This is a genomic window from Bacteroides salyersiae, assembly GCF_031172035.1.
Taxonomy (GTDB): domain Bacteria; phylum Bacteroidota; class Bacteroidia; order Bacteroidales; family Bacteroidaceae; genus Bacteroides; species Bacteroides salyersiae.
On record NZ_CP133452.1, the window covers coordinates 3,697,256 to 3,715,064 of the forward strand.

Annotated in this window: 12 protein-coding genes; all 12 read left to right on the forward strand. The window is 39.0% G+C overall.

The window, feature by feature from the left end:
- Positions 1-16: 16 nt before the first annotated feature.
- The 12 genes from atpE to RB604_RS13775 all read left to right on the forward strand — a co-directional run bounded on the left by atpE (position 17) and on the right by RB604_RS13775 (position 17,767).
- Positions 17-271, forward strand: a complete 255-nt coding sequence (atpE, locus tag RB604_RS13720; protein WP_002560656.1) for an ATP synthase F0 subunit C — start codon at positions 17-19, stop codon at positions 269-271.
- A 71-nt stretch (positions 272-342) separates the two neighbouring features.
- The gene (atpF, locus tag RB604_RS13725) at positions 343-840 is read left to right on the forward strand and encodes a F0F1 ATP synthase subunit B (RefSeq protein WP_005932595.1); all 498 of its coding nucleotides are present in this window, start codon (positions 343-345) and stop codon (positions 838-840) included.
- 12 nt (positions 841-852) lie between these two features.
- Positions 853-1,413 carry a F0F1 ATP synthase subunit delta gene (locus RB604_RS13730; RefSeq protein WP_005932592.1) on the forward strand — a complete coding sequence of 187 codons (561 nt, stop codon included), beginning with the start codon at positions 853-855 and terminating at the stop codon, positions 1,411-1,413.
- A gap of 184 nt (positions 1,414-1,597) precedes the next feature.
- Complete coding sequence (atpA, locus tag RB604_RS13735; protein ID WP_007480675.1) at positions 1,598-3,184, forward strand: F0F1 ATP synthase subunit alpha; 1,587 nt, start codon at positions 1,598-1,600, stop codon at positions 3,182-3,184.
- Positions 3,185-3,426: 242 nt separating this feature from the next.
- Positions 3,427-4,311 (forward strand): F0F1 ATP synthase subunit gamma, encoded by an 885-nt coding sequence (locus tag RB604_RS13740; protein ID WP_005932587.1) that lies wholly within the window; start codon positions 3,427-3,429, stop codon positions 4,309-4,311.
- Positions 4,312-4,645: 334 nt separating this feature from the next.
- The gene (locus tag RB604_RS13745; RefSeq protein WP_309005505.1) at positions 4,646-7,192 is read left to right on the forward strand and encodes a helix-turn-helix domain-containing protein; all 2,547 of its coding nucleotides are present in this window, start codon (positions 4,646-4,648) and stop codon (positions 7,190-7,192) included.
- 91 nt (positions 7,193-7,283) lie between these two features.
- On the forward strand, positions 7,284-7,880 hold the full coding sequence (locus RB604_RS13750; RefSeq protein ID WP_055294550.1) for an RNA polymerase sigma factor: 597 nt from the start codon (positions 7,284-7,286) through the stop codon (positions 7,878-7,880).
- 136 nt (positions 7,881-8,016) lie between these two features.
- Entirely contained in the window at positions 8,017-9,213 is a 1,197-nt protein-coding gene (locus RB604_RS13755) for a FecR family protein (RefSeq protein ID WP_005932578.1), read from the forward strand.
- A 122-nt stretch (positions 9,214-9,335) separates the two neighbouring features.
- Positions 9,336-12,803 carry a TonB-dependent receptor gene (locus RB604_RS13760; RefSeq protein ID WP_055294552.1) on the forward strand — a complete coding sequence of 1,156 codons (3,468 nt, stop codon included), beginning with the start codon at positions 9,336-9,338 and terminating at the stop codon, positions 12,801-12,803.
- A gap of 12 nt (positions 12,804-12,815) precedes the next feature.
- A complete protein-coding gene (locus tag RB604_RS13765; RefSeq protein WP_005932573.1) occupies positions 12,816-14,801 on the forward strand; it encodes a RagB/SusD family nutrient uptake outer membrane protein in 1,986 nt (661 codons plus the stop codon).
- A gap of 18 nt (positions 14,802-14,819) precedes the next feature.
- The gene (locus RB604_RS13770) at positions 14,820-15,944 is read left to right on the forward strand and encodes a glycoside hydrolase family 88/105 protein (RefSeq protein WP_005932572.1); all 1,125 of its coding nucleotides are present in this window, start codon (positions 14,820-14,822) and stop codon (positions 15,942-15,944) included.
- 203 nt (positions 15,945-16,147) lie between these two features.
- Positions 16,148-17,767, forward strand: a complete 1,620-nt coding sequence (locus RB604_RS13775) for a glycoside hydrolase family 76 protein (protein ID WP_005932569.1) — start codon at positions 16,148-16,150, stop codon at positions 17,765-17,767.
- Positions 17,768-17,809: the final 42 nt, after the last annotated feature.

Sequence of the window (17,809 nt, forward strand, 5' to 3'; positions counted from 1 at the left end):
TTTAAAACTGAAAATTATGTTACTATCAGTCTTATTACAAGCAGCCGCTGGTGCTGCTATCGGAAAGTTGGGAGCAGCTATTGGTGCCGGTCTTGCCGTAATCGGCGCAGGTTTGGGTATTGGTAAAATCGGTGGTTCGGCTATGGAAGCTATTGCACGCCAGCCGGAAGCTTCGGGCGATATCCGTATGAATATGATTATTGCTGCCGCTTTGATTGAAGGTGTGGCTCTGTTGGCAGTCGTTGTTTGTTTGTTGGTATTCTTCTTATAAGATGCCGGGACAAATGATGTGTATCGATTTCTCAATCGTAAATTGTAAATCATTTAATTGTAAATAGCCTTATGTCATTGTTATTACCCGATAGTGGCCTGTTATTCTGGATGTTCCTCTCGTTTGGGATTGTGTTCGTTGTATTGGCGAAATATGGTTTTCCCATCATCGTTAAGATGGTGGAAGGCCGTAAAACCTACATCGACCAGTCTCTGGAGGTGGCCAGGGAAGCCAATGCCCAGTTGTCTAAATTGAAGGAACAGGGCGAAGCGCTCGTGGTTGCCGCTAACAAGGAGCAGGGACGTATCTTGAAAGAGGCTATGCAGGAGCGTGATAAGATTATTCACGAAGCCCGTAAGCAGGCAGAAGCTGCCGCCCAGAAAGAACTGGACGAGGTGAAGAAGCAGATCCAGATAGAAAAGGACGAGGCAATCCGTGATATCCGCCGGCAAGTTGCCATACTTTCGGTGGATATTGCCGAGAAAGTGATCCGTAAGAATCTGGATGACAAACGTGAGCAGATGGAGATGATAGACCGGATGCTGGACGAAGTATTGAATAAGAATTAACTGGAATGAAGTATGGATATAGGAGTTGTTTCAATGCGCTATGCGAAAGCACTGATTGAATATGCAAAAGAAAATCGTGCAGAGGATACGCTTTACAAAGAGATGAAGATGCTGTCGAGAAATCTTTCTGCTTTTCCGAACTTGAAAGAAGCCCTGTCAAATCCTGTGCTGAATATCCGTGAGAAGTATTCGTTGATTTGTGCGGCTGCTACCGGTGATCAAGGAGTAAGCCGTACTTTTTCCCGCTTTATCACATTGGTGCTGAAGAACAATCGCGAACAGTTCCTGCAATTTATTTGCCTGTCTTTTCTGGATTTGTACAGGAAGCTGAAACACATCGGTGTAGGCAAACTTATCACGGCGGTACCTGTCGATAAGGAAACGGAAGAACGGATACGTAATTCTGCCGGTGCGATTCTTCATGCGCAAATGGAGTTGGAAACTGTGGTAGACCCGTCTATTGAAGGTGGTTTTGTTTTCGATATCAATGATTATCGCTTGGATGCCAGCATAGCTACCCAGTTGAAGCGTGTGAAACAACAGTTTATTGATAAGAACAGAAGAATAGTGTAGGGATTTGCGATTAGACGATTTACGATTAACGATTGGAGGTACTCGGCATTATCAAACCGAATCAAATCGCGAATCAGAGTAATTTCAATCGTAATCCGTCAATCGTCTAATCGTAAATATCAAGAGTTATCCGTTCACTAATTTTCTAATTTCAATCGTAAATAGTCAAATCGTAAATATAATTATGTCTGAAAATATAAAAGTAAGCGAAGTATCCGATATCCTGCGTCGTCAGCTTGAAGGCATCGATACGCGTGTGCAGCTCGATGAGATAGGTACGGTGTTGCAGGTCAGTGATGGCGTGGCACGTATTTATGGGTTGCGGAATGCCGAAGCAAACGAATTGCTGGAATTCGACAATGGCATTAAAGCTATTGTAATGAACCTCGAAGAAGATAATGTGGGAGCCGTGCTGCTGGGACCTACAGATAAGATCAAAGAGGGGTATACCGTAAAGCGTACCCGGCGTATTGCTTCTATCCGTGTGGGTGAAGGCATGTTAGGACGTGTGATCGATCCGTTGGGGGAACCTCTGGATGGAAAGGGCACGATTGGCGGGAAGTTATACGAAATGCCGTTGGAGCGTAAAGCACCGGGGGTAATTTTCCGCCAGCCGGTGAACCAGCCGTTGCAGACGGGATTGAAAGCGGTGGATGCCATGATTCCTATCGGCCGTGGACAGCGTGAGTTGATCATCGGTGACCGGCAGACCGGTAAGACGGCCATTGCCATCGATACCATTATCAATCAACGTGAAAATTATCTGGCAGGCAAGCCTGTGTATTGCATCTACGTTGCCATTGGCCAGAAGGGCTCTACGGTTGCTTCTATCGTGAATACTTTGCGCGAATATGGTGCGATGGAGTACACAATTGTGGTAGCTGCTACAGCCGGTGATCCTGCTGCCTTGCAATACTTCTCACCGTTCTCGGGTGCCGCTATCGGTGAATATTTCCGTGATACCGGCCGTGATGCATTGGTGGTTTATGACGACCTTTCCAAACAGGCCGTTGCCTACCGCGAAGTGTCCTTGATTCTGCGTCGTCCGTCCGGGCGCGAGGCTTATCCGGGTGATATATTCTATCTGCATTCCCGCTTGTTGGAACGTGCGGCAAAGATTATCAATCAGGAAGAAGTGGCGCGTGAGATGAATGACCTCCCCGACAGCCTTAAGGGAATGGTGAAGGGAGGTGGTTCTCTGACTGCATTACCTATCATCGAGACACAAGCCGGCGACGTATCCGCTTATATCCCTACGAATGTAATTTCGATTACCGACGGGCAGATATTCCTCGATACCGACCTCTTTAATCAGGGTAACCGTCCGGCTATCAATGTGGGTATTTCTGTATCCCGTGTAGGAGGTAATGCTCAGGTTAAAGCGATGAAAAAGGTAGCCGGTACATTGAAAATAGACCAGGCACAATACCGTGAATTGGAAGCGTTTACGAAATTTAGTGGCGATATGGATCCTGTGACTGCCCACATCATTGATAAGGGGCAGAAGAATACCCGTTTGCTTGTGCAGCCGCAGTACAGCCCGATGCCGGTAGAGAAACAGATTGCTATCCTTTATTGTGGTGTTCATGGTTTGCTGCGTAATGTACCTTTGGATAAGGTGGAAGATTTTGAACGCAGTTTCCAGGAGAGTCTTGCCATTAACCATCAGGCAGATGTTCTCGATGTACTGAAAACCGGTGTGATCAATGAAGAAGTTGAAAAGGGTATTCGTGAGACGGCGGAAATGGTGGCGAAACAATTTATGAATTAATAAGGTGGTAGAGTGGGTATGTGGTTAAGTAGGTAGTGATTAAGTAGGTAGTAGTTAAGTAGTCAAGTAGTTAAGTAGGAATGATTTAGAGTGTTGGATCCGGTTTTATTCCTGGTGTTTTCTATTCATTGTATCTGACTGCTAACTTTCAGCTACTAACTTCTAACTACCAGCTTCTAACTACCAATTTTCACTATCTCCATGCTTACTACTAAATTCTAACTACTAACTACTAAAACAATATGGCTTCACTTAAAGAAGTAAAAACCAGAATAAATTCGGTACAGAGTACCCGAAAGATCACTTCAGCAATGAAGATGGTGGCTTCTGCCAAATTACATAAGGCGCAAGGAGCCATTGAACATATGTTGCCATATCAAAGGCAACTGAACAAGATTCTGCATAATTTTCTCAGTGGCGATCTTTCGATCGAATCTCCCTATGTGGAGGAGCGTGAGGTAAAGCGTGTGGCTATTGTCTTGTTCTCTTCCAACAGTTCTTTGTGTGGTGCTTTCAATGCCAATGTTATCAAAATGTTTCTGCATACCATCGGTGAATACCGCAAGTTGGGTCAGGATAATATCTTGATTTATCCTATCGGGCGTAAGGTGGAGGAGGCAGTGAAGAAGATGGGCTTTTTCCCGAAAGGCAGTTATCAGCAGTTAGCTGATAAGCCCACTTATCAAGAGGCATCTGCTCTTGCAGAACATTTAATGGAACTTTTCGTGTCCAAGGACATCGATCGTGTAGAACTGATTTATCACCATTTCAAATCGATGGGCGTACAGGAACTGGTTCGTGAAAAATATTTGCCGATCGATCTTACCCGGATAGAAGAGGAACAGGCTGAAGAAATGGAAGGAAATCAGGTAATGAACGATTATATTGTCGAACCGTCGGTCGAGCAGTTTATCGCCGATTTGATTCCGAAAGTATTGTGCCAGGAGGTTTTTACAGCCGCTATGGATTCTAATGCATCCGAGCATGCTGCCCGTACATTGGCTATGCAAGTGGCAACGGATAATGCGAATGAACTGATTCAGGATTTGACCAAGCAGTATAATAAGGGACGCCAGCAGGCGATAACGAATGAGTTGCTGGATATTATCGGGGGATCGATGAAATAATCTTGCCTTAAGTAAATATTTGAAAAGGAGTTGTCCGCTATAAAAAGCAGATGACTCTTTTTTTATTTTATCGACTTTTATCAGATATTCTTCTAAAACTGATGTGGAGATTTCTTTGATGTGTGATGTTTTATAATGATGTGTCCACTCCGTTTTAATCTCTTTTTTTTATTCTCGCGATATAAATTCTTTCAGAATATTGCTTTATGTCTAAGTGGTTATTAAATGATCTGTTGTGAAACTGATAAAAAGATACAAAGTTAAAACCACCTTTTGGCAAAATAATCATCGTTTTCCGTATCTTTGGCAGAAAAACAAAGCAATTATAGATCGTATGGAAAACAATCCGGATTTACAGCTCGCCTGGCAATTTATCGAAAATACGGGTACGCATCTGTTTCTGACAGGAAAAGCCGGCACAGGTAAAACTACTTTTCTCAGAGAACTGAAAGCCCAATCACCGAAACGTATGGTAGTGGTGGCACCTACGGGGATTGCTGCTATCAATGCAGGCGGAGTAACGATGCATTCTTTTTTTCAACTGCCTTTTGCACCTTATGTGCCTGATACTAAATTTATGTCTGCCCAGACTTTCCATAAATTCGGGAAAGAGAAGATCAATATCATCCGTAGTTTGGACCTTTTGGTGATTGATGAAATAAGTATGGTACGTGCTGATTTGCTGGATGCCATCGATGCCGTGTTACGTCAGTATCGCGACCGGTATAAACCGTTTGGTGGTGTACAACTTTTGATGATCGGCGATCTTCAGCAGTTGGCTCCTGTTGTGAAAGAGGATGACTGGCAGTTGTTGAAACCGTATTATGACACGGCTTTCTTCTTCGGTAGCCGGACTTTGCGTGAAACGGAATATGTGACCATCGAATTAAAGCATATCTATCGCCAGAGTGATACTGCCTTTGTGAATTTATTGAACAGGATACGTGAAAATACCGCTGACGATTCGGTGCTTACGGAACTGAACAAGCGTTATCTTCCCGGTTTTCGTCCGAAGGAAGAAGAGGGATACATCCGTCTGACCACCCATAATTATCAAGCCCAGCAATATAACGACCGCCAACTGGTAGCCTTACCGGGACAGGCTTATAGCTTTCGGGCAAAAACCGAAGGTACGTTTCCCGAATCCGCTTATCCAGCCGATGAGGTATTGACTGTGAAGAAGGGAGCACAGATTATGTTTATCAAAAATGATTCTTCCGGCGAACATCGGTTTTATAATGGAAAGATCGGTCTGGTAACAAGCGTGTCCAAAGACGGTATCATGGTGCGTGGAAACGGAGATGATGAATCTTTTCTTTTGGAAACGGAAGAATGGACCAATAGTAAATATACGTTGAATCCTGAAACGAAGGAAATTACGGAAGAAGTGGAAGGGCGTTTCCGGCAGTATCCCATCCGTTTGGCATGGGCTATTACGATTCATAAAAGCCAGGGACTTACTTTTGAACGGGCTATTATCGATGCCAATGCTTCATTTGCGCACGGGCAGGTGTATGTTGCGTTAAGCCGTTGCAAAAGCCTTGAAGGGCTTGTCTTAGGTTCTCCGCTTCGGAAAGAGGCGATTATCAGTGATGATACGATTGATGAATTTACCCGTGAGGTGGAAGCGCTGTCACCCGATAAGGAAAAACTGAATAAGTTGCAGCACCGTTATTTCTATGAATTACTTTGCGAACAATTTGATTTTCACTCTCTGGAGCGTCATTTTGCACTTGTACTCCGTCTCTTGGATGAGCATTTGTACCGGCTTTATCCCAAATTGCTGGAGCGATATAAGGAAGCGGATGAATTATATAAAACGAAAATTGTGAAAGTGGGAGATACTTTTCAATTGCAATATACGGAGTTGGTAAATGCTTCCGGTGATTATATGCACGATGATCGCTTGCAACAGCGTCTGATATCCGGTGCGCATTATTTTGCCGGGCAGTTGGAGGAAATACTTTCTCCGTTGGTGGCTGGCACTAAAATCCAAACGGATAATAAAGAATTGAAGAAAAAATTCAGCGAAGCTTTGGCAGCGCTTCAATCGGCATTATATATAAAGAAAGGGACTCTTCTGCTTACAGAAAAAGAGGGCTTTACCGTGCCTTCCTATTTGAAGCGGAAAGCGGTACTTACAATCGAGGGAAGCGAAAAGGGAGATACCGGCGCTTCCAAATCACGTACATCCTCGTCTGCCACGAAAGCAGATCGGGGAGAAAAGATAGAAGTACCTACGGACATTCTTCATCCGGATCTCTATAAACAGCTAATAGCATGGCGAAATACAGAAGCAGCTAAGGCCGGGCTTCCTGTGTATACGGTTATTCAACAGAAAGCGATATTGGGTATCGTCAATCTTTTACCTCGGGATATAGCTTCTTTGGTACGTATTCCTTATTTTGGAAAAAAAGGAGCGGAGAAGTATGGTGATATTCTGTTGGACATGGTAAATCGGTATGTGACCGAAAATAAAATACATCAGCCGGAAATGCCGGAAGTACCTGTCAAAAGAGCCAAAAAGACCAAAAGTTCGGGTACAGAAGTGGTTACAGATTTGGCGGCTAAAACTCCTCGGATAGATACAAAAGAGATAAGTTATTCCATGTTTCGCCAAGGGATGGATATCGAAGAGATTGCCAGGAAGCGCGAGTTGGTAACCGGAACTATTGCGGGACATCTGGAGCATTATGTACGTTCGGGAGCCGTTAAAGTCGATCAATTGGTATCCCGGGAGAAAGTGGATAAAATAACCCGCTATTTGCAGGAGAATGCCGATGCCCGTGGCATTACGTTTATAAAATCAGCTTTGGGAGACGAGGTTTCCTATGCGGATATTCGATTGGTGATGGCTGCTTTGCAGTCGGCCAAGATATGATTTGTCGTATAACTACAAAAAAATAAAAAATTATTTTCTTAATTTTTTATTTTTTTGTAGTTTCGCGTGTTTGAATTATATAATATACAACATGCAGATAGGTAATAAAAGTAGTGAAGTAAAGTGGAGAGAATTTTTGCAAGGGGATGAGCAAGCTTACTCATGGCTTTATAGAACGTATGTACAATTGTTATATAATTATGGCTCTCATTTTACAATGGATCATGAATTGATAAAAGATTGTATTCAGGAAGTTTTTACGAGGATATATAAGAATCGAAAAACACTCTCATTACCCGATAATGTTAGGGTTTATTTGTTGATTTCATTGAAAAATTGTATTTTGAATGCATTGGATAAGCAGTGTAGGTATACTGATTTAGAGTCTATTCCTTTTATCTTAAGTGAAACTGTTGAAGACAGATTTTTATCTGATGAAGCAGCAAAATTACAGAAAGAAGAAGTGGAGAATATACTTTCTATTCTAACTCCCAGACAAAGGGAAATTATGTATTATCGTTTTGTAGAAGAACTCGATTTTGATCAAATATGCGAAATTATGAATTTGAATTATCAATCTGCGCACAATTTGATTCAACGGGCATTAAGAAAGATAAGGGATAATTATGACTCTGTGTCATTCTATTTATTCATTTTAAGTTACTTTGCCAAGCACCCATCTTTATAAGAGAAATAGTTATATTTGTGTATTTTTTTACTGCGAGTAGCACTATTTAGATAAACAAATTATTTTTTTTATTTTTTCTCAAAATAGTGAGTATTTTATTTATTTTTACTTGTCCCTATTATAGAAATAAGTGAAAATGGATAAAGACTATAGTACATATAAAATTAATCAATTGTTGGATGATGATTATTTTGTGATGTCGGAACGGTATCCGACACCAGAAAACATCAAATTTTGGAATAACCAAATAAAGCGTTTCCCACAGTTAAGTCGTGAGATAGAATTAGCTCGAAAAACGATAGCCGCTTTTAGAGAAGAATCGGTCAAAAAGCTTTCAGAAGAAGAGATAGATACACTTTGGGATCGAATAAAACAGGAAAATCAACATTACAATAAAAAAAAGATTTTTTCTATCATTCAAAGATGGTCGATTGCAGCTTGCTTTGCTGTTATAATTGTTGGAGGGTGGATGGCAATCAGGTATGAATTAAATGCAGATAAAATGATGTCTGCAATTATATCTTTACCCGAACCAGATAAAACTGTTACTGACGTACAATTAATATTATCTAACGAAAAAGAGCTCGTTATCGGAACAAAGAAATCGCACATCCTTTATGATAAAGATGGGCAGATACGTGTTAAGACAGAAAAGTCGACAGAGGTAATGGCAAAAAACGTTGAGATCAGCTATAATCAATTGTTTGTGCCTCTTGGAAAAAATTCGTCGATTACTTTTGCAGATGGAACTAAGGTTTGGGTGAATGCTGGTACAAGATTAGTGTATCCTACTACTTTTGTAAAAAATCAACGAGAGATTTATGTAGAAGGAGAGGTTTATCTGGAAGTTGCTCCTGATAAGAATAGACCTTTCATTGTAAGGACGGACAATATGCAAGTTAGGGTATTGGGAACAAAATTTAATGTTACTGCCTATAACGATGATGCATTGAAGCGTGTAGTACTTGTCAGTGGCAAAGTGGAGGTTAGGACAAACGAGAAAGAAAGGGTATTACTTAAGCCTAATCAGTTGTTTGCATATGAGAATAATCGGATACAAGTGAAAAATGTGGATGCAAGCAGATATATATTGTGGAAAGATGGTTTTTATCAATATTATCATGAACGCCTCGATAATATTTTCAAAAATTTATCCAGATATTATGGTAAAGAAATTGTATGTGGAGAAGGGGTATCCACTCTTACCTGCACAGGCAAGTTAGACTTGAAGAATGAACTTTCGGAAGTATTGGAAATTTTAAAAAATGCAGCAAATATTGAGATATATGAAACAAATGAGAAAGTATACATAAGTGTTAAACCCTTAGAATGAATAAATACAATGAAAGACGATTCGTGACATAAAAGAAAAAAGCCAGATAATATAGTGAATTATCCGGCTTCATTTTAAATTAATTTATACTCCGAGATATTAACTTAAAATCATTCAAATGTATGAAAAATATAGAATCGTTTGACCTTTTCAAGGTCGAACAGGGGCGTTTTTTACGAATATTGAAGATTTCAATACTCTTTTTGACAGTTATTTGGAGCACAGCCTCCGCTTATGCTTTTCCCGATCAGACACTTATTACGATTGAGGCCAAAGGTAAAACTTTGAAAGATGTATTTGCTGACATTGAGAAACAGAGTGAATTTATTATTTTCTTTTTGGATCAAAATATTGATGTTGATAGAAAAATAAACGTTTTTTTAAAAAATCAGACAATAGATAAAGTCTTAAGCCAAGTTTTTAAAGATACGGATATTACTTATTCTATTACAGGAAGGCAAATTGTAATTTCAAGAACAGATGATAAACCGGCGTCCGCCCAACAAAAAAGTAAAAAATGGACGTTAAAAGGGTTGTTGACAGATGTAGATGGAAATCCGATAGTAGGTGTTTCTGTCGTTTTAAAAGGTACATCTACAGGTGTTTTGTCTGATATAAACGGTTATTATTCAATAGAAGTAGAAAATGGTCAGATACTGGAGTATCGTTTTGTTGGGTTCGAAACAGAGGAAAAACTTGTAAAAACTGGAGTAAATGGTAATCTGCGTATGAGAGAGTCTAGTGTAAATCTGGATGACGTAGTTGTTATCGGATATGGGCAACAGAAAAAGGAGAGTGTAGTTGCTTCGATTAACTCTATTGGGCCAGCTGAACTCTCGATGCCACAACGTAACCTTACAAATAACATTGCCGGACAAATAGCTGGTATTATTGCTATTCAACGAAGCGGAGAACCGGGTAATGACAGTGCAGAATTCTGGATTCGAGGACAGAGTTCATATGCCGGAGGTACTTCTCCTTTGGTATTGGTAGATGGAGTTCCACGTTCGATGGATGATATTGATGTGGATGAAATAGAAACTTTTTCTGTATTGAAAGACGCTGCTGCTACAGCAGTGTATGGTTCAGAAGGTGCTAATGGCGTAGTATTGATAACTTCTAAACGGGGAAAAGCACAAAAAACAAATATTAGTTTTAGAGCACAATATAGTATTGTAACTCCTACAAGAATGCCGGAATTATTGCCAGCTTATGATTATTTGTCTTTGTATAACGAAGGGCAGTGGAATGAAGCTGGTAATCCTGATTGGAATACATTTAACAGAACTTATTCGGATGAAATATTGGAGAAATATCGTACGGGAGTAGATCCGGATTTATACCCTAACGTAAATTGGATGGACTTATTATCAGACCAGACGCATAATATGCGCTATACATTGAATTTTAGAGGTGGAACAGAAAAAACAAAGTTTTTTGTATCAGGAGCTTATTATAAGGAAAATGGTATATTTCAATCCAATCCAATAGAAAAGTATGATGCTAATATTGGTCTTGATCGGTATAATCTACGTACGAATGTAGATATGGATATCACATCGACAACTAAAATATCAGTAGACCTTAGCGGACAATATAAAACTAAGAATAATCCAGGAAATAGTTCAGATGCTATCTTTGATATGATTACTCAATTTCCCACTCATTATATTCCTATGTATTATTCTGATGGAAGTATTTCGGAACATTATACATATGATCCAACTACCCGTTCCAATCCATATAATATGTTGAATCATTATGGATATACCAAGAGTTGGAGCATGAATGCCCAGTCTAAAGTTTCTTTAGAGCAGAAATTAGATGTAATAACAAAAGGGCTCTCATGGAAAGGAAGTGTCAGTTTTGATGCATCGGCCTATTCTGTGATAAAACGCGAGAAATCTCCTAACTCTTTTTATGCTACAGGGCGAGATGAAACTGGTAATCTAATAAAAACAGAAGTAAAGCAAGGTACTGCATTAGGTAATCCAACGTATTCAAGTTCTGGTGGTGAAAAGAAAATTTATATTGAAACATCTTTGAACTATAAAAGATTATTTCAGGAAAAACACGATGTGTCTGGTATTTTATTATATATGCAGAAAGAAAGTCAGAACCAGAATGTAACGGGTATACAACTATTACCTTATAGAAAACAAAGTGTAGTAGCCAGAGCTGCTTATGGCTATGATAATCGTTATATGTTGGAAGGTAGTTTTGGTGCAACGGGTAGTGAAAATTTTGCATCCGGACATCGATGGGGAATTTTCCCAGCTGTCGGTGCTGCCTGGTATATCAGCCATGAAAAATTTATGGAACCTTTAGAAAACATTTTAAGTAAATTGAAACTGAGAGCTTCATTCGGTATTACCGGTAACGATGAAATTGGTTCAAGTTCTCGTTTTCCTTATAGAGAAGCACTTTCTACGGGAGGTCCCGGATATAATATGGGATTGACACCGGGCGTAAATGGAGATGTAACTGGAGCTGTAGGTGCCGGAATTATCGAACAAGATTTTGCAACGCCGAATTTGACATGGGAACGTGAGCGTAAAGTGAATGTTGGAGTTGATTTAGGCCTTTTCAGAGGGAGTATAGATTTGATTGTAGATTGGTTTCACAATCGCCGTAATAATATTTTATTGCGCAGAAAAACAATACCTTCGGCTGCTGGATTCCGAAATAGTCCTTGGCAGAATTTCGGAGTAACCACTAATACAGGTTTTGATGCTAGTTTGATATTAAAGAAACAGATTGGACAGGTATTTGCATCAGTGAGAGGTAATCTTACTTATGCAAAGAATAGGGTAGAGGAATATGATGAAGTACCACAAGTTTATCAGTACCAGGCTTATACAGGTCAGTCTATCGGCCAACCGTTTGTATATGTAGCCGAAGGTTTGTATACTCCCGATGATTTCGATATTGTAGAAAATGCTGATGGAAGTAAGACTTATACTTTAAAGGAGGGAATGCCTAATCCGGGTACCCAAGTTGCTCCGGGTGATATCAAATATAAAGATTTAAATGGAGACAAGAAGATTGATTCATTGGATAAAACCTATGAAAACGGTCTATATCCGGAAGACCCTAGGTTGGTATATGGCTTTGGATTAAATATAGAATGGAAGGGCTTTTTTGCTGGAGTATTTTTTCAGGGAGTAGGACAAACTTCTGTCAATCTTTTAAGTTCGGCTGGTAATTTTATGCCATTTCACAATGGTGTAGATGCTTCTTCGGCTCGTATGGAGGCCTTAGACCGTTGGCAAAATAACGATCCTTATAATCAAAATGTTTTATTCCCGCGTGTTCATGCTACTAAGTTCGATCATAATGCATATGGAAGCACATGGTGGTATCGTAATGGTAGTTTCTTACGTTTGAAAAATGTAGAGTTCGGTTATCAGTTCAATAAACAGATGTTACGTAAAATCAGTATGCAGAATTTAAGAATTTATGTTCAAGGTACTAATTTGGCTGTTTGGGATAATATAGAATACTGGGATCCCGAGTTGGGTGGATCTAATTCCGGATCAAAATACCCGATATGCGGGACATGGACAATAGGACTTGAAGTTACATTTTAAAAATAGAATATTATGAAAGAGGTTAAGAAGTTCGTATATATTGCACTTGTTGCGGGTGGAATGCTTGGGAGTTTTATCTCATGTGATTATTTAGATGTATCTAAGGAATTATCGGAGAATCTTACATTGGAACAAGTTTTCAATAACCCGGGATATACAAAGCGTTGGCAAGCTAATATTTATAATTGTATTCCTAATTATTCGGAAATGGGAAAAGAGGCTACTACCGGATTCACCGGTATATGGAATTTAATGTCTGGGCAAGTAGTAGCTAATACAACAGCTGTCGGTACTCAGATGTTGACAGGGTTCAATTCGTCGAACGCTTCGTTTCATCGTTGGGCTACCTTATATAAATATATAAGACAGGGATTTATTTTCTTAGATAATGCCAAAGACTATATGGGTTCGGAACAAGATGTATCATATATCAGTAAAAAAGATATGGATCGTTTGAAAGCGGAAACTAAATTTTTGATTGCATATAGTTATTTTTCTCTTTTTGAATTATATGGTCCAGTTCCTTTAATAACGGAAATAGAAGACCCGGAGAATAAGACGATTGATTATCCGAGAGCCTCTGTCGATGAGATTGTAAACTATATTGATAGATTATTGCAGGAAGTTCTTGATTCGAATGCATTACCAGAAACATTGTTCACAGAGAGTGCATCCGGTAGTCTGGATTACGAACATAACAATGATAGATATAATTTGAAAGAAATTGTACGCCCGACCAAAGTAACAGTGTTGGCATTGCGTGCTAAATTGTGGGTTTATGCAGCTTCTCCTCTTTTTAATGGAGGGTATGGAGAAGCGTTACAATTAACAAATAAAGATGGTAAGCATTTATTTCCAGATGAAGATAAGACGAAATGGAATACAGCCAAGACACATTTAGAGACTTTATTTACTTTTGCTGAAGCTAAAGGGCATAAGTTATATTATTCCAAACCTGGTAGTAATGGCTTGCCTGATCCTAATTTGTCTGTATATGAGTTGTTTCAATATTATAATGATGAGATTCTTTGGGCCAACGGTAATAATAGTTACCGGATTGTAGGTAACGATATGGAACGTCGTACTTGTCCACGTGGGGCCAATGGTTTTTGTAATATAGGCTTGTATCAGGAAGGAGTCGACGCATTTTTTACTAAAAATGGTCTGACAATTGAAGAGGATCCTGAATATAATGAGGATGGTTTTGGAAATTTGACGAATGTTTGTAGTTCAACTTTACATAATGATAAACATATTTTTAATATGTATCACAATCGGGAACCCCGCTTTTATAATACGGTCACTTATGAGGGTAGGAGTTGGCATCTTCCTATCTCTGGAAAGGCGGAGTACGGTTCATATTTCAGTAAGGGGGGAGATTCCGACAACAGTTCACAAGATCATCCGAAAGCTGGATATTTATTGTACAAGTTTAAGAACCGTACTTTATTGGATACCGGAAATAATGTGAAAACTTGGGCTCGTCCTTGGATATTGTTCCGTTTGGCTGATTTTTATCTTTATTATGCTGAAGTGTGTAATGAAATAAATCCTTCTGATCCTAAAATTATAGAATACATAGATAAAATCAGAGACAGGGCTGGTATACCAGGATATAAAGAATTGAAAGACAATGGAATAAAAAATATAGTCGGGGACTATGAAGCACAGAAAATAGCTATTCGTCGTGAACGCATGGTAGAATTATTTGCTGAAGGAAATTATTATTTTGACATTCATCGTTGGATGAGTTGTCTGGATGAGAATGGAGAAGATCAGCCATATGTTCGTACTGGAATGGACCTTAACTCACGTGCGGCTAAATTTAATTCTAGTAAGATTCCAACTGAGTTTTATGATGAAGTAGGTGAAGGCTCTTATTACAATAGAGTTGTTGTAGAGAAACGCGTTTGGAATAAGGAGATGCTATTGTATCCTGTACCTTATGATGAAATACAAAAAAGTAATTTGCTTGTACAAAATCCATTGTGGAACTAATAAAATTGATATTATAAAATGAAGAAGTATATAATTATTATCATATCGTTGTTTCTTGGCTTTTTAAATGTTTCGGTTTTTGCCACTAATGAGAAGATACCTTATACTAAAGTAGAGATTAAATTATTGATGAAAAAGGTTGCCGATTGGCAGATTAAACACCAAAGAGAGGTAAGGCATCATCCATTAGACTGGACAAATGCTACTTTGTATATTGGTATGGCCAAATGGGCGGAATTGGCTGATAAAGTTGATAAGGACGAGAAGTATTATAAATGGTTAGTAAATGTAGGAAATCGTTATTTGTGGAAAGCCAACAAACGGATGTATCATGCAGATGATTTAGCCGTTTGTCAGATGTTCATAGATGTCTATAATCGATATAAGGATAAATCCATGTTAAAACCGACTATCGAACGTATTGATTGGATTATCGATCATCCTTCTAAAGGTTCTTTGATAATTGATTATGCCAATCAGACTACACTGGAACGTTGGAGTTGGTGTGATGCTCTGTTTATGGCTCCTCCTATTTTCACCAGATTATACAAGGAAACGGGCAATGAAAAATATCTACAATTTATGGATAAAGAATATAAAGCTTCTACTATTTTCTTGTATGATTTGGAAGAAAAAATGTTTTTCCGTGATAGCCGTTATTTTTATCAACGTGAAGCCAATGGTAAAAAGGTATTTTGGGGAAGAGGCAATGGATGGGTACTTGGCGGACTAACTGAGATGTTGAAAGACTTGCCTAAAAAAAACAGTTACCGTAATTTTTATGAGGAACTGTTCGTAGAGATGTGTGGACGCATGGTGGAGATTCAGCAACCGGATGGATTCTGGCATGCCAGTTTATTGGATCCGGAAACTTATGCCGCTCCAGAAACCAGCTGTACAAACTTTATTATATATGCATTAGCATACGGCATTAATGAGGGATTACTGGACAAAGCTACTTATCTGCCTACTTTATTAAAATCTTGGAAAGCAGTGCTGGGGACGATCGATAGTGAAGGGAAATTGGGTTATGTACAACCTATTGGTGCTGATCCGAAAAAAGTAACTAAAGATATGACAGAAGTATACGGTGTTGGTGCTTTTTTAATGGCTGGAACAGAATTATATAAGATGGCCGAATAAGTATTAATAATTAAAGGTTACCTCTTGAATGTAGGTACAAATTTATCAGGTAGCCTTTAAAAAAACTTTTTCAGTAGATATTATAAAAAATACGGAACATAAAATGTTTTGATACTCATCTGAATTCATAATTGATAATCCCGAGAAATGGCGTTTTATTTCAGGATTATTTGGGAATAGCTGAATCTTAAACAAATGGAAATATGAGAAAAATTTTAATTATAGTTCTACTTTTTGTAGTAGGACTTCCTTCTTACACTCGAAATACAAAAACATTCCGCCAATGGGGAGAGGAATCCTTGAAAGTGATTGATACCTATTTGAAATCGGATAAAGGTACACTTCTATATTGTGAAAAAGCTTCAAGTTCAACGCCGGCCTTCGTATGGCCAACAAGTATCCAGATTAAAGCTTTGATTTATGCCGGGCGTATAGAAGATGCCAAGAAACTGGTGGATAATGTCAATCAGTATTATTATGTTTCTTATAATGGTTATTACGCTTATGACGCCAGTTATCGTGGAAAGGGTGGGAGCCGTTATTATGACGATAATGCTTGGATGGTTAAGGACTTGCTGGACTTGTATGCTGTTACACAGAACAGTGACTATTTAACGAGAGCTACAGTGGTCATGAAATTTTGTCTGAGTGGTGAACTGCCGACAGGAGGCATTCAGCTTAATGAGAATCCCAACCATGAGAAACATGGAAAGTGGGTTACTTGTGCTACTGCTCCAACTGCTGTCTGTTGCTTGCGCCTATATCAGATTACTAATCAGCAGAAGTATTTGAATGACGGCATCCGTCTATACAAATTTATGAAGAATGATGCCGGTTGGGGTATTGGAGCTGGTTATCGTGGATATGAAAATGCGGTTGTGATGCAGGCTTCTATGCTTTTATACACCATAACAGGCGAACAGGAATATTTAGATGATGCTTACCGGCTGGCTTATGGCATGGAGTCTCATTACATCGATTGGAAAACTCACCGATTGAATGAAACCGGTCAATGGGGTGGTCATGACATGACAGACGCCTATGTTGAACTCTACAAGATAGATCAAAATCCGAAATGGCTCAATCTTGCAGCGGGTTATGCGGTTTATTTGCATGACAATTGTAAAGACGAACTTGGCTTTTATCCCGAATACTGGAACGATCTGACTACTTCACAAGATAGTAGAAGACAATTGTTATATCAGGCTTCGGCAGCATCTACTTTTCTGAAACTGGCTACGGTTTCTTTTGAAACAGCCCTAACTACTACTCCTGTTGGTCTTTTTCAGAACGTGGATTATAACCAAGGAAAACTCAATAATCAATGGAGTATAGGACTGGAGGTAGGAAACTACACACAAGAGGATCTATGGCGCTTGGGAATGACCGATAACAAAATGAATTTTAAAGCAGCGCTGTCGTCCATTGAGATTGCAGACGGTTATAAAGTAACCATATATAAAGAGGGTGATTTTACTGGTGATTCTCGGGTTATGTATAAATCGTCATCCGATTTACAAAGTTGGCGTAATGTGGTAAAGTCCATTGTTGTTTCCCGTATTGATGATACCGGCATGCAATCAGAAAATCTAAAGGCATCATTGAAAATATATCCATTGCAAACTTCCGATTTTATTTATTTGGAAAATCTTAGGAAAGAGACATCTGTTAAAGTTCTGAACCTGAGTGGCGTTTCTGTTTTTTGTGAAAATCTACCAGGCGAGCAGTATACATTGGATATGACTCCTTTTTCACGAGGAATGTATCTGATATCAGTAAAATCTCCAGATTATGACCATATAATAAAAGTATTAAAGTATTAGTAGAGTTAATCTTACATATTATGAATATTAAAAATTTAAAGT